Origin of the sequence: Aminipila butyrica (genome assembly GCF_010669305.1) — a bacterium.
GTDB classification, from domain to species: Bacteria; Bacillota; Clostridia; order Peptostreptococcales; family Anaerovoracaceae; genus Aminipila; species Aminipila butyrica.
Genome location: NZ_CP048649.1, coordinates 2,601,985 through 2,622,916, shown reverse-complemented (window position 1 = coordinate 2,622,916; position 20,932 = coordinate 2,601,985). Strand labels below are relative to the sequence as shown.

The following is a 20,932-nucleotide window of genomic DNA, read 5'->3' as shown; positions in this document are numbered from 1 at the left end:
TTGTAAAATAGTATAAAACAAGAGCTGATGGATTATACTTTCGTACAATTAAATACCATGGCAAAGAGGAAAACGCTGGGATATAATAAGGCTAAAGAAGTTATGAAACAGCTATATTAAAGATAAAACTTGAAAGGAGCAAAAGGATGAAGGTATCAATCTTAGGACGAAAAAATCTAGAACAGGTGCTGGAGCTGCCCAGTGTCATCGAAGGAGTAAAATCGGCCTATCGGCTGAAGGCGGCGGGAAAAACGGTGGTTTGGCCCTTGGTATCCTATGATTTTGAAGAGGTCGGCGGGGTGATGGACATTCGCTCCGGGTGTATTTTCGGTGAGAATCTCCACGGTTTGAAAATGCTGAATAATTTTCCGGCTAACACCGAGAAGGGGCTGCCGCCTTTTAATGGTATGCTGATGATTTTTGATTCCACCACAGGTATTCCTTTGGGCGTTATGGATGCGGCCTATATCACCTGCATGCGGACGGGGGCGGCAGGGGCTATAGGAGCCCAGGCCTTGGCCAGGAGCGATTCAGAGGTACTTTTAATCCTGGGAGCAGGAAAGCAGTCCATCTATCAGATTGCAGCGGCCTTAACCCTTCTGCCAGGCATCAAAAAGGTTTATATAGCTGACGCTCTGAATCAAGAACATGCCAGAACTTTTGCTGCCGCTTGTGCTGAACGTCTTCAGAAAGATTTTTCCTTAGAATGCAGCCAGGGGGCGTTTTTGGCTGCGGAAGATTTAGCTGCGGCGGTGGGGGAAAGCGACATCATCATCACCATTACGCCCTCCCGCAGCCCGGTCATTCTCAAGGAGTGGGTAAAGCCGGGCACCCATTTCAGCTGCATTGGGGCAGATATGGAAGGAAAGGAAGAAATTGACCCGACCTTATTCCAGGGAGCCAAAATTTATGCTGACGATGTGAAGCAATGTGTGCAGGTAGGGGAGATGGAGCTGCCGATTAAACAGGGAGTTATACGTGAGGCTGATATTGCTGGAGAGATTGGTCAGGTGCTGAGCGGAGAAATACCTGGCCGCTGCTCCGAAGAGGAGATTACCATCTTTGATGCCACTGGTTTGGCGTTGTTAGACTTGGTTACAGGCAAGCGTGCCATCGATTTAGCTCAAGCTAAAGAGTTGGGAATCTTAGCGGATATTTAATCGAAGGAGAAGAAAGGAAGGGTGTATAAATGAACATCAGCAAATTTAAAGTGGAATATTGGCTGAACCCATTGGATGACAAGGCCGAATACAACTTGGGCTCTAGCTGCTGTCAGCCGGTGACGGTAGAGCAGCTTTTAGAGATGACTGGCACGGATAAAGAAGGCTTTTTTCAGGAAATAAGCAGCATGAGCCTTCACTACGGATATTTTGAAGGAATGCCCCGGCTGAAAAAAGCTATTGCCGGCTTGTATACTGATGCGGTTTCGGAAGACATGATTCTCTCAGTTCACGGCGGTACGGGAGCTAATTCCATCGTCTGCTACGCCCTATGTGAGCAAGGGGACAACGTTGTCAGCATCCTGCCAAATTATCAGCAGTATTATTCCATCCCGGAGGCTATAGGGGTGGAGGTGCGAATTTTTACCTGTGATGCCGCATCTGGTTACGCCATAGATTTTGACAAGATACGGGCTATGGTAGATGAGAACACCAAGATGATTAATCTGGCCAACCCCAACAACCCTACGGGCTATACCCTGACCAAGGGGCAGCTGGAGGAATTGGTTGACATTGCTAAGTCAGTAGATGCATACCTGGTTTGTGATGAGATTTACAGGGGCCTGAGCGATGAATACATGTATTCTATCTGTGATTTGTATGAAAAGGGCATTGCCACCAGCAGTACCAGCAAGGTGTTCTCTAGTGCCGGTACCAGAGTAGGCTGGATTGTTACTAGGGATTTAGCGTTGAAGGATACGTTGATGAACATGCGCTCTTATCACAGCATTTGCGAAGGGCCAATTAATGAGCTAATTGCGGCCATCGTACTGGAGAATAAAGACCTGTTCTATAAGCGAAACAAGAACATTGTCGAGGAGGCCAGGGCCGCTTTGTATGAGTGGATCAAAGGGCAGCCCCACTTTAAAGTGGCCTGTGACAGTAAAAGTTCCACCTCTTTTATCTGCTACGACTTTGATATTCCAGCCTTGGAATTCGCCCAAGGGTTATATGAGGAGAAGCAGGTGCTGGTATGCCACGGAGCTTGCTTCGAGCAGGAACACAGCTTCCGGATTGGCTATGGTTTCGGAGATGTGGACTATTTTAAGGGTGGTTTGGCTCGCATCGGCGAATATGTAAAGTCATTAGAAGAAAAAGGAGCTATTTAGAGCGCTGAAGGTGCTCCCGGAAAAAGAAGGAGGTATAGAAATGAGAAGAATTCAGGCCATCGGACCGGATGTTATGGAGGACTATTTGGAGATTTATTTGAATGCTTACCCGGCCTTTAAAACCTTAGATGGGGAATGCTATGAGACCTACCGCAAAAAGACTTTACGGGATATGGAAGAGGCCGAAGATGTGCACTTTTTTGGCCTCTATGAAGAACAGGTACTCATTGCTACCATGAAGCTGATTGAGTTCAAGATGAATCTTTTTGGGCAGATGCAAAAAGCGGTAGGCCTGATGTCTCTAGCAGTCCACCCCCTGCACAAGAAACAGGGGGTGGCACTGAATATGGTGCAGTTCTTTGAGGAATATACAGAGAAAAGTGGAGGACTGATAGCCTTGCTTCTGCCTTTCAGCATGGATTTTTACAGAAGAATGGGCTATGGGTTTGGCAGTAAGCTGGACGAATACCACATTCCTGCTGACAGTCTGCCAAGAGACGGGGAGTTGACCCATTTGAAACTGCTGGGGAAAGAGGATCTGCCTGAGGTCCTGGCTTGCCATCAACGATATGCAAAGAACAACCACGGCATGTTGATGAAATTCAGTGAAGAAATCCGGGCCATGGAAGCCGATTCGCCAGTTCGGAGGCTTGGTTGGCTAGAAGAGGGTGAACTAAAGGGATATTTGGCTTACCGTTTTATCTGTGACAGCCCGATGAATTATACCTTAAACCATATCGAAGTGGATGAACTGATCTATGAAAATGGAGCCATCTTAAAAGGCTTGTTGAATTTTCTGCGGATGCAGGCCGACGAGGCGCAGTCTGTGGTATTGCGTACAGGGGAAGAAGATTTCTACCATCTCCTTCGCAGCCCCCAGGATCTTTCAAATAATTATATTCCTTTTGGCTACTTACAATCCAATGTATCAGCTATTGGCATTATGCACAAAATCCTATCGGTAGAGAAGTTTATTCAGCAAACCGAATATCGAGCCTTTCCGTCCCAAGAGGTGAATCTGCGAATCAGCTGGGAAGATGAACTAAACCACCGACAGGAGGCGGTCAGCATAGCCTTTGGTGGAGATGGGAAAAAAGGTCAAGCCCATTGGCGGGTTTGTTCGGAAGAAGAAGGGGCGTTCGTGGAGATTCGTTGTAAAAAGTCCGATTTGTCTTCGTTGCTTTTGGGCTCTTGCCGATTTGCTGCCATGATTCGTCTGGGGGTAATGGAAATCAGCGATTCGACCTATATAGACGTGGTTGATCAACTGTTTTATTATCGGCAGAAGCCTTGGGGCAACTCAGATTTTTAGCAGACGGAATCTTCGGGGTATCAGAAGCGGCTGATACCAACACGTATAGGCAAGTAGAAAGAAGCTGTAAGATGTGGCATCGGTTATGCAATCTTGTGGCTTCTTTTTGTTGAGCTTCTCGATGGGTGCACGTAATTGAGACAATAAAATGTAATTTTTGTCCGCAAAGTAGTTATAATTGTGTGATTAGTCTTGTTTTCTCTACATACTTAAAGCATAATAAATATAAAAATAGCAAAAGAAGGAGAAACCGCTATGATTTTTAAGACCAAGGGATGGTCCGTGTTGGTTGCATTGCTGCTGCTGATCAGCACGCCGCTGACTGCTTTTGCAGAACCGTCGGCCTATATTTCAGGGACCAAGATTAACGGCCTCAGCACCAATTACATGGTGGTGGATATGAATAATCAACAGGTTCAGCCGTTGATAATGACCGCAGGGAACAACCTGTGCTCGGCAGATTCTGTAGCGAATATGGCTAGAAACAACAACTGCTTTGCCGCCATCAACGGCACGTATTTCTCTGCTTATGACGGTATTCCTGTACCTTGGGGCACGATCATTCGCAATGGGAAGGTGCTCCATGTCAGCAATGGCGGGGCGGTGGCGGGCTTTACCAGTCAAGGCCGGCTGGTGGTGGACAGGCTTTCTTTTCACTTTAAAGGCTATATCAATGGGGAATATCGCGCTATTCCCTGGAGAATCAATCATCCCAGCGATGAAGCAGAAGCCATTACCATCTTTACACCGGAATACGGCGCGGTTGTGAAAATGGCGGGGGGAGCGAAGGCTCCTGTGGTAGAAAATGGGACGGTGACGTATATTGCAACGACGGATTTTTATGTGCCGGCTGGGGGGTTTGCTATCGTATATAATCCACAGGTGGCGGATTTGGTAGATGAACGCTTCCAAGTGGGGGATCAAGTTCGCTACGAGGTAGAAATCACGCCGACCTTTACCAAAGCAGAGACTTGGGATTCAGTCATTCAGGCGGTGGGTGCAGGCCCTAGCCTGATTATCAACGGACAAGTGACAGCAGATGGGGAAGCGGAGCAATTCTTTGAGGGTAAAATCTTGACAGGCAAAGCCGCCCGAACCTTTATTGGCGCTGGTGCCGATGGAAAAGTACGGATGGGGACCATTCAAGCAGCTACCATCAAGGAAGCGGCCGCTGTGTGCCAAGGGCTGGGGCTGATTAACGCCATGTGCCTCGATGGGGGCGGATCTATCGCCTTGTATCATCAGGGGAAAAGCTTGACCGCCGGCAGAAAGGTAAACAATGCCTTGGGCTTTACATACAGCAATAATGCACCGCTGACGAAGGCCAGTCACATTCAGGTTCAGGTAGATGGTGTAATGGTAGATTTTGAAGGCTACAACATAGATGGAAGCAATTATTTAAAGCTTCGAGATCTGGCTATGGCGGTGAATCATACGGAGAAGAATTTCCAAGTTGCCTGGGACCAGGAGAAAAAAGCGGTTCAGCTGTTATCGGAGACAGCTTATACGCCGGTGGGCGGTGAACTTGCGTGGGGAGATGGTTCTGCTAAAACCATCGCAGCTACCAGCAGCCCCATTTATGTAGACGGACAGAGCCAGGCTTTAATGGCCTACAGCATTGGCGGGAATAATTATTTTAAATTGCGGGATGTGGCTCAGCTGTTTGATATCGCCGTAGATTATGATTATTCGGCGAAGACGATTACTATTCAAACCAAATAACAGCAGAAGAAAGGGAGAACGTACTTATGCCTAAAACAGTTACCGACATCTATCAGCTTTTCTATACCAGATTGCCGGGGTGGAGCTTGCAGGAGATTCCACCGCTAAGCGAGGCAGAAAAAGAAGCTTCTGGAACTGCCGCCTTTACACCCCAGCAAGTCAGTCTGCTGGTGAGTCCACAAGGGGAACAAATCGTAGCGATTTTTTCTGAGACTTCGGTGACAGGAACAGAGCGAGCTAAACCGCAGATTCGACTTTTTACAGATCGGCTTATCGCTGCCTACAAATATGCTAAGTGGAAGAAACTGCGTTTTTTCGCCTTTGTCATCTGTAAGACCGACCCTGCTACCCTAAAATTTTCAGCGGGCATCTATCCAGACGACTATTTGGTATCCCTGGAAAGCAGCTTTGACCGCTGCCCCAGTGGTCGGATTGATATCCGCAGCATGTACGAAGCGTTAGCAGAGAATCAGGGGAAGGCGTATTTCCGTCTTTCCGCAGGACAACACGCTTGTGCCAGCGTGGCGCAGGCTTCGTTCATCCGCATCAGCAGGGAGGGACAGCCGATTGGTTCAGAGGTGCTGCAAGCGTATCTGACCTATTTCGACAATAGGCCTTATGTGCTGAGCAGCCGGGAAGGAAAGCAGGTGGTTTATGAACCGTCAGCCTTGTTTGAAAAAGCAGCGGCAGCGGACAGCCGTTACCCTTGGAATATGTTGGTATTTGGTGCCCCTGGTACGGGGAAGAGTCATCTGCTGGCAAAGAAGGTAAAAGAACTGGCGGAGAAAAATAAAGAAGGACAGGTAAAGGCTAGTCGGGTAACGTTCTATGCGGACTATACCTATCAGCAGTTTGTGGGAGGATATATGCCTGTTCCCAGAGGGGATATTCAGGAGCAGTTGGAAGTGACCGATGGAACTCGAGTTTTCAGCGGCAATATGACAGGCCCCCGCATCACCTATGAATTTGTTCCCGGCCCCTTCGGCTCTTTGCTGGCTAAATCCCTGGCAGCTAAGTTGTCCGGGAGGCCGGACAAGTACGTGCTGATTATTGAGGAGATGAACCGGGCTAACGCCGCTGGTGTGTTTGGAGATTTGTTTCAGCTGCTGGATCGAGACAAAGGGGTGAGTAATTATGCCATCACCTTGCCAGATGCCTTTGCACAGTATCTCTATAGAGCCGTTTCTGAAGAACTGGCTGGAAAGACGACGCAATGGCCGTGGCTTTCAGCGGAATCTTTTAAAAACCTTAGGCTGCCAGAAAATCTATACATATGGGGAACGATGAACAGTGCGGATCAAGGGGTATTCCCTTTGGATTCTGCTTTTAAACGACGTTGGTCTTTTATTTATAAGGATTTGAACGGGCTGGCCCCGGAAGAAGCTAATCGAGCGGTTATTTGTCTGCCCGATTGCCAGACTTCTAATCTGGTTCGGACAGAACGATATGATTGGAATGTACTGCGAAAAGCCATTAATCGGCTTATTTTGCAGGCGGGTTTTGATGAAGACCGCTGTATTGGCTACTGGTTTTTCACAAAAGAGGAGCTGGCAGATATTGAAGTTCACAGCAACTGTGTGGTTCAGGCTTTCCAGGGAGATCCAGCCGCAGCCAGCCAGCTAGAAGGGCTGCCTAATCCCTTTATGGACAAGCTGCTGGCTTATCTCAGGCAGGATGTGTTCCGCAACATTCCCACTCAGTTTTTCAGGGAGGAGTGCCGCACGCTGTCAGCTATTCGCCTGGCCGTCAATCATCTGGAAGTAGCTGGGCATCAGCCGGTTTCCTTGCAGGGGGAGGTGACGGGACTTCCGGATTCTGCTTTTGTAGCCGTGCCGGCCACCCCAAGAGAAAAGAGAGAGGAAGAGCCTGAACAACTGGAATTTGCAGTCGATTATAGTGCTGGCGGGGCAGCGGGTACAGTGGCAAAAGACGGAAGGGCATCCGCCTTTGAATCGGCTTCGGCGGAGAGCAAAAATGAAGCTCAATCAACTTCAGAGAGCGTGGGCAGCTCCTTATGAAGAGGCCGGAACTGTTACTGATTCGGGAAGGAAGCCGGATAGGCGGCAGGGAGAAAGGCCAGCCTTGGTCTGCTCATCCCGTGTTGCCGGAACTGATGGAATGTGGCTTTTTCAGCGGACAGCGGTTTACCTTTGTAGGAATCTATTACAGCAGCAAGACAGATACCTCCGTTATTGGATATCCGAAATACCTGAAATCAGACATTGGGAGTCAGGAACTGCCAGCGGTCCTCCATCACGTAGGCTTGATTTGCCAGTTGGTGGAGCGGGCTCAGAGCCAATTAGACCGATCCCGCTTTGAGGAGGCGTATGCTTTTGATGCCTATCATGCACAGGAACACCAACAACAGGTTGATCGATTTCAGTTGGCCAGCTGGTTGTTACAGGATTACCAGAATAACGGAATTTATTTCAGTAAAAAAAGCGAGCTGAAAAGAAACGGCAACGGCCCCATCCAATGGCAGCAGACCATTTCTCAGGGGACACCCCTTCTTGGCAGAGACGTGGTCTACCTGGATACCTTCCATCGCCAGAACCAGCAGGACTATTCCCAACTGCTGACACAGCTCCATGGGTTTATCTTGCGCCAGTGCGGTCTGCTGATGCAGGGGTTGGGGCAATACCAGGAACTGGAACTTCCGGAAGCAGAGGACTTTGACGGCAGCGACTTGTCTCAATTTACTGCTTATTTAGCCGATCGGCTGACGGTTGTCTTTTCTGAACGGGAAGTGCGGCTGCTAAAAGCCCTATGGGCCTGGTGCGGCCAAAGTGCATTTTATCGTCGGCAGTTGGGGGTTACCGCTTTTGAGCAAATTTGGGAATATGCAGCCAAAGCTGTATTCGGCAACTTGACGGATACCAGGTCTGGTCCCCCTCATTATATTCTCCAAAATCGAGAATACCAGGCTCAGGGTGACTTTATTCCGGATATTCTGCGAGTATACCAACACCCGTCAGCGGATTGCCGGGTTATCGGCATTCTCGATGCCAAATACTACTGCCCTCAGGTGAATCCAGATAACGGATTGCTCTACGGAGCGCCGGCCAATGGGGATATTGCTAAACAAATCGGCTATTACCGATATACGAAGACCTTATATTTTCAAGGGGATATCCGATATACCAACGCTTTTCTCTTTCCTGCCACGGACCCCGAACAGGAGGAGATGTTTCAGCAGTTGGGGTATGCTTGTCCTAATCGGCAGCACCACCGGGAAATTGATCAGCTGCTGGGATTGGACAAAAACGAGGTTCAGCAGCAGTTGGAGTCAAGGCGAGAGCGGTGGGAAGCGGAAGAAGGGGAAGCGTGCGCAGAAGCTTGGCCGGAGGATCGGGTGTTGCTGTTCAGCGTCAGGCCGGACTTGCTGTATCAATGGTGTCTGAGAGGAGAAAAAGTTACGGAGGAAGCCTTTTATCACGGCTTCGTGGAGCCTTTTCAGGCAGAGCAGAGGAAACAGGCAGTAAGGAGGTAAAGAGGCTTGAAAAATACAGTTAAATTTACAGCCGCATACAGCGGAGGTAAAGACAGTACCTTCGCTATTTATAAAGCGGTTTCCATGGGGCTGGAACCCCAAAGCTTACTTATGACCTATAACAAGGACAAGGAACGAACTTGGTTTCATGGCATTGACAGGGGCATGATCGTTCGGCTTGCAGAATCCTTAAAAATTCCTATAAAACTCATACCAACATCGGGAAATGAATATGAAGCAAATTTTGAAAAAACATTGCTAGAAGAGAGGCGAAAAGGAGCTGACGTGTGTGTCTTTGGAGACATCGACATTCAGGCACATTTAGATTGGAATGAGGAACGCTGCAACAATACAGGGCTAAAGCCCTTCCTGCCGCTCTGGCAGCAGGCGCGAGAGCAGGTAGTCTATGACTTTATAGACAGTGGGTTTATTACGTATATCACGGTAATTGATACGGAGAAGATGGATGGCAGCCACATTGGAAAACCCTTGACTCGTGAACTTGTCTCACAACTTAAATCCGAAGGGATTGATGTATGTGGGGAGAATGGGGAATACCATACTTTTGTATGCGACGGCCCGCTTTTCAACAGACCGATTCAACTGGATACTGGAACTGCAAGCTTTGATGGCAGATATGTAAGAATTAAGATTGCATAAATTGTTGATGAAGAGCAGGAAGGGCCACCTATGGGGAAGCCCTTTAGTTCTTAATCACAAATCGTTTTAAAAAGCCGCTCTCTTTTAGCTGGGATAAATAACCCACCGTCGACATGACAAAGGCACCGAGGATATCTACAATCAGATCTTTCATGGTATCTGTCAGAGCAGCTCGACCTACTAACAGCGTGCCATCCTCCAGCATGAATTTCTGCATATTGGTAGACAGGATGGCATCTGCACTGAATTCGTAGATTTCCCAGATACAGCCTACGGTAACGGCAAAGCAGAAAGCGAATAGCGAAACGAAGATAGGGCTTAAATTGACCCAGGTGTGTTTCGCGTTCAGCAGGCTGATGATGGAAAAACCCAAAGCACCCAGCATGGCACCGCTAAAGGTATGGAGGATGGTATCCCAGCCCGGTATGCGGTAATAAAAGCTCCGCACTTCCCCCAGGTAAATAGCACCGTAGAGAAACAATACATAGAGCACCAGCATGAAGCTGGGTAGTTCAATCTTCCAGCGGTGATTTAAGATAGAAGGAAGCATGAGTGCAAAAATCCCGATAATACACTGGAGCAGCATCAGGACGTAGTCGCTTCGCTGCTTCGCGTAAGCCGCCTCAGAAGGGGATAGGACCAGCTTGATGACCACAAAAATAACAGAGGCCACCAAGGACCACAGTACGAAATGCACCAAAACCGTCTTTCCGTCAATTTTTCTTTTTTTCATAATGCCCCAATTTTTCTTTCTACATGTTATAGCGTAATCATGCCTATGAACGAGAGTTCATAGGCATGATTTTCTTGTGTCTATTTTATATAAGAATCTTAGCTTTGTCAAATCGTTCAGTAGTTGCTTCGGCACAGGTTAGGGTTCGGCAAGGCAATAAAAATAGGATAGGGAAATGTTGCAAAATTTGTCGAAGTTTACTTGACAATATTTCCACGGGAATGCTATGATGAAGCAGAACTGAATAAAGCATCTACGTTCTGCGTGCCAGACCTCTGACTTGTTAACCTTTAGTCTGAGTTAGGCCAGGTTGCGCAGCTAAGAGGGAAGCAGGTGAAAATCCTGCGCGGTACCGCCGCTGTATACGTGTAGTTTCTCCGACAAGGCCACTGGATTTTATCTGGGAAGGCAGAGAGGAATGGTAATACGTGAGCCAGAAGACCTGCATAGAATGTTAGAAAGCAGGCCGCGGTAATCGGTTGTGTGGATGGAAACTTTTATATTTTCGTGTAATACGAAACATATAATTTACAGAAAAACGGACTGTAGCATATTGCTACAGTTTTTTTATGTAGAAAATAACGCTTTAGCGATTATATAAATGAAAGTAAAAATAAAAGAAGGAGAGTGATACAAAAAAATGAAGAACAAGCAGACACAAAAGAAAATCTTAGCAATCATTTTAAGTGGAATAATGTGTTTAAACTTGTTTCCAACCCTTGCACTGGCGGATACGGCAGAAACTGTTGAACCGCCGGTTTTGGTGCAGGAAGAAAACAGTCTCAAGGCTAAGGACAGCTTAGAATCAGAACGGTTCACTCCAGAAGAAAGAGTGCCTTCTGAGGCACTAGAGGGAGAGACGGTCCCAGAACTTTCACCAGAGCTGAGTGAGGAGGAAGCATCCAAGTTTCCGGAAGACCGGAATCAAGAAGAGGATGTAGATGAAACCTCTATTCTTACAGCGCAGCCGGAAGGGGTGACGGTAGAAGAAAAACTGGCACTAGCGGGTCAACAGGCTGGAACGGTTTGGGATGGGCAAACCGTAACCAAACCGCAAGTGGATGAAAATGAAATTTATCAAATTGCCAACGGCGAAAATCTGGCTTGGTTTGCAAAGCTGGTAAACGGAACGCTTTCAGACGGAACGGCACAGAACAAAGGGGCAAAAGCTGTTCTTGTAAATGATATTGTTCTGGGAAGCGATACCATCCAAACGAACTGGACTCCAGTAGGAAATTCTTCTAATCAGTACACAGGAACTTTCGACGGGGCGGGTTACACCATTTGTGACCTCAGGATAGAGGCAACGGCTATTTACCAAGGACTGTTCGGGTATGTAGGAAGCACAGGTGTTGTTAGAAACACCACCGTAGAAGGAAATATATCGGCAAAAGCCAACTATGCAGGAGGCATAGCAGGGTACAATGCCGGAACCATTGAAAACTGCTGCAATAAGGCAGCTATTACCTCAACTCAAAAGTATGTAGGAGGAATTACTGGTAGCAACTATGGAGCTACTTCGTATGCAAACCTTATAGGTTGCTATAATGAGGGGGTTATTTCTGCAAAGTCGGATACAGGAGGAATTGCCGGACAAAACAGAAACGCCAATATCAGCAGCTGTTACAATCTGGCAAAGGTAGAATCAGCAGGTTCTAATACTGGCGGTGTTGTAGGATATGGTTACACTGGATCAATTACAAGCTGTTACAATGTCGGCGCAGTTACATCTACTGGCACCTCTAATGTCGGTGCAGTCGTAGGCTTCTTATTTAAATCGGCAACGGCTATTTTAGAAAAGACCTATTATCTTGACGGGACCTATACAGTGAGCATAGGTAATGACAGTACAAATGCCAATGCAACTGTAAAGTCTGCTGATGCCATGAAAACTGCTGGATTTGTAGCAGACCTCGGGGGAAACTTTGTAGCAGATACAATGCCAAATCAAAATAATGGCTATCCAATAATCGGCTGGCAGGATCCCCAGGCAAAATACACGGTTGCCTTTGATATCGATCAAGAGCAGGCGGAGATCGCAGTAAGAGACAGCGAAGGCAGATTGATTATCGCTGAAGGAGAGGGGCTTTATAAGTTAGGTAAAGGCACGTACTCCTATACTGTTTCAAAGGATGAATATAAAACGGTAGAAGACAGTTTTAGTATCAATAACGGTGGAAAAAAAATTACCGTAAATTTAGAGATTAAAACCTATGACGTTACTTTTGGCGAAATCAGCCCAGTCAGTGCCAACATTCTGGTTAAAGATGCCCAGGGAACTGTCTGCCCAGGAGATGGCTGGGTGTATCATTTGCCCAAAGGCAGTTATACGTATACGATTGACAAATTCGGCTTTCAAACAGCAGTCGGTAGTTTTACTGTAACCGGTGTGAATGCAACAATCCCTAAAATTGTGTTGGCCGAATCGGCTAGAAGTCCGGTTACCTTTGAGATTTCTTTTATAGATAATAATCCCTCGGCTGTAAGCAGCATCACCGTAAAATATGGGGAGGAAGTGCAAGAAAAAAGCCAGGATGGGAGCTATCGCTTAGCAGACGGGGAATACACCTATGCCATAACCTGCCATGGATATAAGACAATCATGGGCACCATCACGGTAGCAGGCCAAGGAATTCATATCCCAAAAACCATGGATATCCGAACCGTTTGGAGCGGAGCGGCAGAGGAACCTTCCACGCTTTTAAAAGATGGGAAAACCTATTATCAGATAGAAAATGGTGAAAACCTGGCCTGGTTTGCCAATTATGTGAATTCTGGCAAGGTAACGGCCAATGCAGTTGTGACAGGGAACATCCTTTTAAGTAATGAACAACAAGATAATACTTGGATATCTATAGGTGCTTACAACAAGGCCTATGCAGGAACCTTTGATGGACAAGGGTTTAAAATCACGGGACTAAAAGGCTCCAATGGCCTTTTCGCTTATAGTGATGTGGACAGCGTCATAAAAAATGTCATTGTTGAAGGCATTATCGCTCCAGCCAGCAGTAATGTCGGCGGCATTATGGGCGTAAATTCTGGAATGATAAGCAACTGCTCTTTCCGCGGCAGCATTGTTTCTACAGGACAGCGTGTTGGCGGTATTACCGGAAATAACGCCGGAGGAACGGTTGAAAACTGCGTCAATTATGCGTCGACTAAGGTGTCGACCGCAAGCTTTGCAACCGACTTGTATGCAGGAGGTGTTGCTGGACAATCTTCAGGAACTTTGAAAAATTGTTATAATGCAGGAGCCATAAGTGGAGCTTGCCCGGCATCTGGCTATGGGGAAATCGGGGGGATTACTGGAAAATCAACCGGTTCCATGCAGAACTGCTATAATGTTGGCGTTATAACGAAAGAAACTGCTACCATGGGTAAAGTCGGTGCGGTAGCAGGCTCTTCTTCAGGAACTTCCAGCAATTGTTATTATCTGGCAGACAGCTTTGGTACTGGACTAGGAAGTGGTACAGGAGATGTTACAGCGAAGACCGAGACGGAAATAAAGGATGAAACATTCGTTACCATTCTTGGGGAGGCTTTTAATCAGGATAATTCGGGGGCGCAGGCCATTAACGAGGGATACCCGGTATTAAAATGGCAGGGCGGATTAGAAGTAGGCGGCAATGCAAATGTGGAAGCGGTTGCAGCCGATAGAACGGCGCTTCAACTGGCGTCGCTGATTATAAAAGAGGCAGGAAATTTAACGCTTCCGGTTGTAGGAGAGCATGGAACGACTATTTCCTGGGTAAGTAGCAATACAGATATTATAACCGATACGGGTTTGGTCCAGCTGCCTTCCTCCGGAAATGTTCAAGTTATTCTGACCGCCACCATCAGAAAAGGGACGGTTTCTGATACAAAGCAGTTTGCAGTGACCGTAAAATCTTTGGATGAAGCAACCATGGATTATCTGACAGCAGCAAATAATGCATTGGGCAAATTGTTATTACCAGCCTTTGGGGCAGATACAAATGTTGTTGATCTGGTAGAAGAAAAACTTCATACATTAGGCTTTTCAGACATAACAGTAACGCTTATCAATAATGTAGACGAAACCTATATTGCACCCAATGGGGATATTACGTACTTTTATGTGGATCCCAATTTAAATAATGTAATGAATTTTGCGCAAGTAAAAGAGTTAAAATTTGCTTTGAGCAAAGCTCATCAGCATGTGGACTATACGGTAAATGCAAATATCCGCTGGGATGGCAGCAGAGTTCTCCAGGCGATAAACGAGCAGATTGCCGCCAATCTTACCTTTGAGAAGATAAGGGGAGCTAATACAGATAGCCATGGGGTTACTGAAAATTTAAATTTACCACAGCAGCTAAGTGGAAAAGCTTGGGCAACCATTAGCTGGCAGTCAAGCAGTACATACATCAATCCGGTGAAGAAGGATAGTGTATTATTTGGTGATCTTACGGGAGAAGTAACCAGACCTCAGAATGATACAGAAGTAACGCTGATCGCTACTATTACGTTCAATAAAACAGGTAGTTCAAATGAAGAAACACCCATAACTGTTGAAAAGATTTTTAACATAGTGCTGAAAGGTGATAATATTGATTGGCCTAGCTATATGCAGAGTCAATTAAATGAAAAATATACGCTGGATAAGTTGAAAATTTCTTCAAGCGGCAAACCGATTGATTCAGAAAACATCACGGAAGATATTCAACTGCTTGTAGGGAAAAATACGGGAATTGACAAATATTTTGATTATAAGTTTACGGTATCCAGCAGTGACCCAGAAACAATAGCTATCAACGGCTACAGAGCAGCTGTATACAGGCCGCTTCCGGAGGAGACTGCAAAAAAGGTAATTCTTACTGTCTTTATGCAGCGAAATAATACAGACATCATTGTGAGCAAGGACCTAACAGTGAAGGTTCAGCCCCTTGTGCAAACAGAAATCGACCAGGAGATCGCGCTGATGGAGCGGGTGAAAGCTAGTTATGCAGAGGGTATCTTAGACGGTGCAGATGGAAGTCAGGTGACAAAAAATTTACATGCCTTTAAAGAGTGCTATCTAGATGCCGAGAATAATTTAGTTTGGGTATATGACTATTCTCAGCGTAAAGATACGGGCATTGAGGCATATGGTTTACCTAAAACCGGATATGATGAATCCTATAATCTGTTTCATTCCAGTGAGCCGACAATCCTTCAGCATGAAAATTTAGTGTTGGCATCCGTACCGCAGTATGATACAGAGATTATCATAACCAGCAATTTACGGAGCGCTCAATTTGCCAAATATGCGGAAAAATATCCGACAAATGAAAGCTTTAAGAAATTAGTCAATCAGCTGGTAGCGGCAACTGTCATCGTCAAAGGCAGCGATGGATCGGTAGATCCAAATCCGGAACCGCCAGAGGTGGAAGTGTCGGCATCCATTAAAGCGCAAGCAGATGGAAGCTTCTTAGTGGCACCGCAAACCGTCACGGTGGCATATGATCTAGCTGAAAACTACGGGTACACCGACCTGGTAAAAAATCATGTATCTGCCTTGGATGCGTTAGTCAAAGCACACGAATTGCGCTTTGGAGAAGCCTTTACCAAGGAGACAAAAAATAAATATTTACAAGTAGGATCCAACGGGTTTGTTTCCCTTCTGTTTGAAAGAAAAACGTCAAACAACGGCTTTGCAGTTAACGGAAAGACGCCGAATGATGGAATTTATAATGAACTCAATGGAGGCTATACGGGGTACAACCTCAATCAGGCGACCTTAAAAAACAATGATTTGATAGACTTTTTTATCTATGGGGATACAACGAACTATTCAGACCTCTATACTTGGTTTGAAGAAGGTCAAGAAATCCAGGCAACAGCTAATGTTCCCTTCGACGTGTCTTTAAAAGGATTCTCTATTGCCCGTGATGGCATGAAAGACGATGGGGAGATCAAGAAGAACACTAAAAACATGGTGGGGGCACAACTTGCGCTGGTGGATGAGAATGGTGTAATAGTGCCAATGCAACAGGCTGTTACGGATGCAAATGGGCAAGCGAGACTGACCTTAGCCCCAGGGACTTATGTTATGACGGCTACCCGGAGCAGCTCCACGCCGATTCTTTTACCGCTTTCTAAGATCGTCGTCGTATCAGGAGGAACTTTACAGGAAAAGAAAACGGCAGCCGTACAGGAGTTGACCGCCTATAAAAGCAGCATGGATTACCGGGAAGCTCAAAAGCAAGAGCTAGAGAATGCTATTGCCAAAGGGACGGAAATAATTAATCAGGCGGAAACTTTTGATTTGGTCAAGACAGCACTTTCGGAAGCCAAAAAGAAAATTGACACCATTAAAACAAATGCTCAGTTGACAATAGAAGAACGAATCGTACAGGAACAGGCGGCTTATGATGTGATTTACACAAGCTTGAAGGCTTATAAAGGCGGTGCGCCAACGGAGATTATCGTTGCAGTGCCTTATTCCGGTACACAAGATGCAATCCAAAAGAATCTGGTCAACTTATATTTAAATGTTTTATTTGAACATCCGGAACTGTTTTATGTGAGAACAGAATACAACATAGAATTTGAAGGAAAGACAGCGATTATAACCCCTTCCATCCTTGAAGATTTTAATAGCAAGGAAGCCCTCACCGCTGCAATAAATCAATTCCAAGAGGTATTCAATTCAGCAATTGAAAAGTGCATTTCTGCGGAAATGACCGATCTGGAAAAACTGCTGTCCCTTCATGACTGGCTTGTAAACCACTGCCAATATAATCAAGCAGGCCATTTGAACGGAAAAGCAGATACCATGAATGCTTACACGGCTTATGGTGCTTTGGTAGAAGGGGATGCCGTATGCCAAGGCTATTCAATGGCCTTGAATTTACTGCTTCAGAAAGCAGGGGTATCAAGCCATTATGTAAGCGGACAAGATCATTCCTGGAATGTGGTGAAAATCGCAGGGAGCTGGTACCATGTGGACTCTACCTGGGCAGATGACACGCCAGACAGGCCAGGAGCAGTAAAGCATGATTATTTCTTACTGAGTGATGAGCAGATAAAAGACCAGACTCACCACAGCCAATGGTCCACTCGATATGATATCAAGTGTGTAGAACCTTATGCCGGAGATACACCGTGGAAAACCAGTACCGTACCATTTGTATACGATGCTGAAGCGAAGGCCTTCTTCAATGTAGAAAATCAAAGCAGTACAACCCGGTATCGCAAAATCTATTTTGATGGGGCGGGAAATACGCAAGTACAGACATTACAAAATATTTCATTAAAGAATATTCGCGCCCAGATTGAATATAAGGGAATTCTTTATCTCGTGGACAATACGGGGGATGTGTACGCTTATGATTTAAAGAATAAAGTTAAAAAATTGATATCCGATGAGATGATAGGCATTGACCCGGGTTATGGTCTTTTGATAAGAGGGGAGAAACTGATTGTCCGGGCCAATTATAAGGATGAGCAGGAACTAGCGCTGTATCAAGCAGAACCGATTTCCACAGAAATAAATAAACCGAGCAAAATCGCAGCCTTTTCACCGGCTCCGGGCCAGTTTATAAATAAAACGGAAATGCTGTATAATGCCTATCCAAACCCAGAGGTGACCTTGGAAAATCCACTTTCTGAAAAAGTAGTTTCTCTGGGAGCCTATGGCGGGTATATCGTATATGAATTTGATAAGCCAATAACCAATCACCCCAACAATCCTTACGGCGTAGACTTTATTGTATATGGAAATGCAGGGAATGGAGAAAGTGAGCCTGGAGCGGTTATGGTTTCCAACGATGGGGAAAACTGGTACGAATTGGCAGGAAGTGAATATTACAATGCCGATACCAAGAAAAACCTGGAGATAACCTATACGAACCCAGATAGCTCGTTTAAGGGTGCAGCCGATGTTTCTTGGGTAACATCCGATAAAAAGCCGGGATATATTTATAAAAATAATGCCCATACACAGGCGTATTATCCAAACCCCAAAATATATAGTGCATACAACCAGGGGGTTGCTGCAAACTTAAAGTACTCGGATACAACCCTTTCTTTTACAGGAAATAAGATTAATGCAGAAACCGTGCCGGCCTTCGGTTATGCCGATTGTCATAAGACAGGCAGCAATTCCATTGCTATTAATCCATATGCCTATAATATGGAACGATATAATGGCGATGGCATGGACTTGGATTGGGCGGTTGACCAAGACGGTAATCCGGTACAAGTTGACAACATAAAATATGTAAAAATTTATACGGCTGTACTTGAAAACCATGGAATTATGGGAGAAAGCTCTACTGAAGTAGCTGGTATCTTGGCGGCACAAAGTAAAGCTGATGCAGTGGGCGTGACAGCCGATTTAAAGAGTCTGATTATAAATGGCAAACAAATCGGTTTAATCAACGGCAAATATGATTATGTATATAATGCTGCGGAAGCAAAGAGCTTGATTATTACAGCAACTGGTGAAAGCACAGACAACATCTTTATCAATAATAAAAGAGTGTCTTCTGGTGCCACTTCGGAGCCATTGGCCTTATCCTACAAGGTGAGGATTCTGGTGCAGAATGGCGAAAAAGAGCCAACGGTATATGTGATTAACGTAACCGGGGTAACAATTGAAGATAACGCAGAAGCTCAACTGACCACTTATCTATCTGATTTAATTGTTACAGCTTTACCAAATAAGAGTATATACAAAATAGGGGAAGAGCTGGACCTGACAGGGCTGACTATAAAGGGTAAATATATCTCTAATGGAGCCGTTGTCTTAAAGGAAATTGATACAGCTCGGTGTACCGTTGACGGGTTTGACAGTCAGAAAACAGGGGCACAGAGCGTTCAAGTGTCTTATTATGAGGATTATTATGATGTCAACCAGAACTTCATAAAGAGAATCTACGCGACCGCTGTTTTTGTGGTAAACGTAAGTGAGGGCAGCACAGAAACACCGGAAGTAAAAGAACAGTCGGTCATTTTGACCATCAGAGGGGCAAATAATAAACTATGGATTAGTGACAGCTACGTCATCAATCCGAGCGTTACTTCAGTGATGGATGCCTTAAAGGCTGTGTTAGCCCTTCATGGGACAACCTATACGATCAAAGCCGGAGACAAATATATCTCTAGCATAAATGGCTTAGGGGAGTTCGATTTAGGTAAAAACTCGGGCTGGATGGTGAAAGTCAACAACGACTTAATTGATATCAGTGCAGCGGATTGGAAGCTGAACGGCGGAGAGAAGATTCTTTGGTTCTATACACCAGACTGGACAAAGGTGCCAGAAACAAGAGGGTGGAAAACGGAAGAAGTAATACAAGCAGTTGAACCTAGCTCCGAACAGCTAAAAACCGTGACGGCAACCGTGACGGCAGAAGCTAAGACCGATGGGCAGGGGACAGCAAAAGCTGCCATAAGCACGGAGACCATCAATGCAGCGATTGCCCAGGTTTTAAAAGAGTCGGAGCTTGTTGAAAAACAAGGTTTTGTTACAAATAAAGAAATTGTTTTAGACGTTCGGTCCGATTCAGCAACCAGCCGCATAGAAGCAGCCATGGCGAAAGAAGCAATTGCAGAGCTCAATAATAAAGTAGATACCCTTAAACTATCCACTGTCATGGGAGAAATTAGCTTCGATCATAACGCGGTGAAGGCGATGGCGAAAGAAGCTACTGAATTAAAGGTGACAATTACTCAAAAAGATGTGCAAACGACTCTTGCAAATGTACAAAAGCTTTCCGATGAAGAGGAAAAGCGGATGGAAAAAAGCAAGATTTTTGAGATTGCGGTGACAGCAGGAACAAAAGTCCTTTCACAGGTTGGGGGGAATGTGGTAATAAAAATGCCATATGAAAAGCTTGCAAATCAAAAAAGTGAGGGTATTGTCGCTTATGAACTAAACTCTGATGGAGTGATGAAACCAGTGCTTAATGGAAAAATGGAAAAGGATCAAAAAATGTTTAAAATAACAACAGATCATTGGTCCACCTATGTTATCACATACCAGGAGGTGAATTTTGCAGATACCCAAAACCATTGGGCGGACAGCAATATTACTTATCTGGCGGCAAGAGAAGTCATTAAGGGAATGTCTGAATCTACGTTTGAACCCAATAGCAGTATAACAAGGGCACAGTTTATACAGATTCTTGCAAATTTATCAGGGGAAGATGTAACTAGATATGACGTTTCACCGTTTAATGATGTGAAGAAAGATGCCTGGTTTGCAAAATCAGCAGCCTGGGCAGCTGAAAAAGGCCTTACAACGGGAACTGTAAGTGACAATGGAGACGTCGCTTTTAATCCCAATGACAATATTACAAGGCAAGATATGGCTGTAATCCTTTCCAGATACATGTCAAAGATTGCACAGAAACAGCTCAGGGAAGTAAATGCGGAAATCGTGTTTACCGACAGAGATCAAGTAGACAGCTATGCCCTGTCCCCTGTAAAAGAGTTACAGCGGGCAGGCGTCATCAATGGAAAGACCGCAGATGGTTTCGCACCGAAAGGAAATGCAACGAGAGCGGAATGCTCAAAAATGATATCTGTGTTAATGCAGGATTATTTATAAGTATAATGGGAGCATAAGCTAAAAGAGGCCGCAGCACGTTTTGTGCTGCGGCCTCTTTACGTATACCGATTAAGACCCCTATTTAATTGAAATAGAGCTTCAAATAGGGCTATTGTTTGGGACCGACTACCGTT

9 protein-coding genes and 1 riboswitch are annotated in these 20,932 nt (G+C 45.5%); of the genes, 8 read left to right on the top strand and 1 reads right to left on the bottom strand.

Translation table 11 applies throughout. From position 1 onward, the window contains the following. The first annotated feature begins 146 nt into the window (after nt 1–146). The 7 genes from Ami103574_RS12460 (at nt 147) to Ami103574_RS12430 (ending at nt 9,513) form a co-directional block, all read left to right on the top strand. Complete coding sequence (locus tag Ami103574_RS12460) at nt 147–1,160, top strand: ornithine cyclodeaminase family protein (protein ID WP_163067299.1); 1,014 nt, start codon at nt 147–149, stop codon at nt 1,158–1,160. A gap of 29 nt (nt 1,161–1,189) precedes the next feature. Next, the gene (locus Ami103574_RS12455; RefSeq protein WP_163067298.1) at nt 1,190–2,329 is read left to right on the top strand and encodes an aminotransferase class I/II-fold pyridoxal phosphate-dependent enzyme; all 1,140 of its coding nucleotides are present in this window, start codon (nt 1,190–1,192) and stop codon (nt 2,327–2,329) included. 40 nt (nt 2,330–2,369) lie between these two features. Continuing rightward, nucleotides 2,370–3,641 carry a GNAT family N-acetyltransferase gene (locus tag Ami103574_RS12450; protein ID WP_163067297.1) on the top strand — a complete coding sequence of 424 codons (1,272 nt, stop codon included), beginning with the start codon at nt 2,370–2,372 and terminating at the stop codon, nt 3,639–3,641. Nucleotides 3,642–3,896: 255 nt separating this feature from the next. Continuing rightward, nucleotides 3,897–5,363, top strand: coding sequence for a phosphodiester glycosidase family protein (locus Ami103574_RS12445; protein ID WP_163067296.1), 1,467 nt, complete (start codon nt 3,897–3,899; stop codon nt 5,361–5,363). A gap of 26 nt (nt 5,364–5,389) precedes the next feature. Continuing rightward, on the top strand, nt 5,390–7,381 hold the full coding sequence (locus Ami103574_RS12440) for an AAA family ATPase (RefSeq protein ID WP_163067295.1): 1,992 nt from the start codon (nt 5,390–5,392) through the stop codon (nt 7,379–7,381). Continuing rightward, nucleotides 7,378–8,853 carry an LlaJI family restriction endonuclease gene (locus tag Ami103574_RS12435; protein WP_163067294.1) on the top strand — a complete coding sequence of 492 codons (1,476 nt, stop codon included), beginning with the start codon at nt 7,378–7,380 and terminating at the stop codon, nt 8,851–8,853. The genes Ami103574_RS12440 and Ami103574_RS12435 overlap by 4 nt, the downstream gene beginning before the upstream one ends. Nucleotides 8,854–8,859: 6 nt before the next feature. Next, nucleotides 8,860–9,513 carry a Dph6-related ATP pyrophosphatase gene (locus Ami103574_RS12430; protein ID WP_163067293.1) on the top strand — a complete coding sequence of 218 codons (654 nt, stop codon included), beginning with the start codon at nt 8,860–8,862 and terminating at the stop codon, nt 9,511–9,513. 43 nt (nt 9,514–9,556) lie between these two features. Here Ami103574_RS12430 and Ami103574_RS12425 read toward each other — a convergent pair whose 3' ends face one another. Then, nucleotides 9,557–10,246, bottom strand: a complete 690-nt coding sequence (locus Ami103574_RS12425; protein WP_163067292.1) for a hypothetical protein — start codon at nt 10,244–10,246, stop codon at nt 9,557–9,559. A gap of 276 nt (nt 10,247–10,522) precedes the next feature. Beyond that, a riboswitch (cobalamin riboswitch) is annotated at nt 10,523–10,710 on the top strand. Between the two features lie 176 nt (nt 10,711–10,886). Between Ami103574_RS12425 and Ami103574_RS12420 the strand changes: the two genes are divergently transcribed. Then, complete coding sequence (locus Ami103574_RS12420; protein ID WP_163067291.1) at nt 10,887–20,798, top strand: immunoglobulin-like domain-containing protein; 9,912 nt, start codon at nt 10,887–10,889, stop codon at nt 20,796–20,798. Nucleotides 20,799–20,932: the final 134 nt, after the last annotated feature.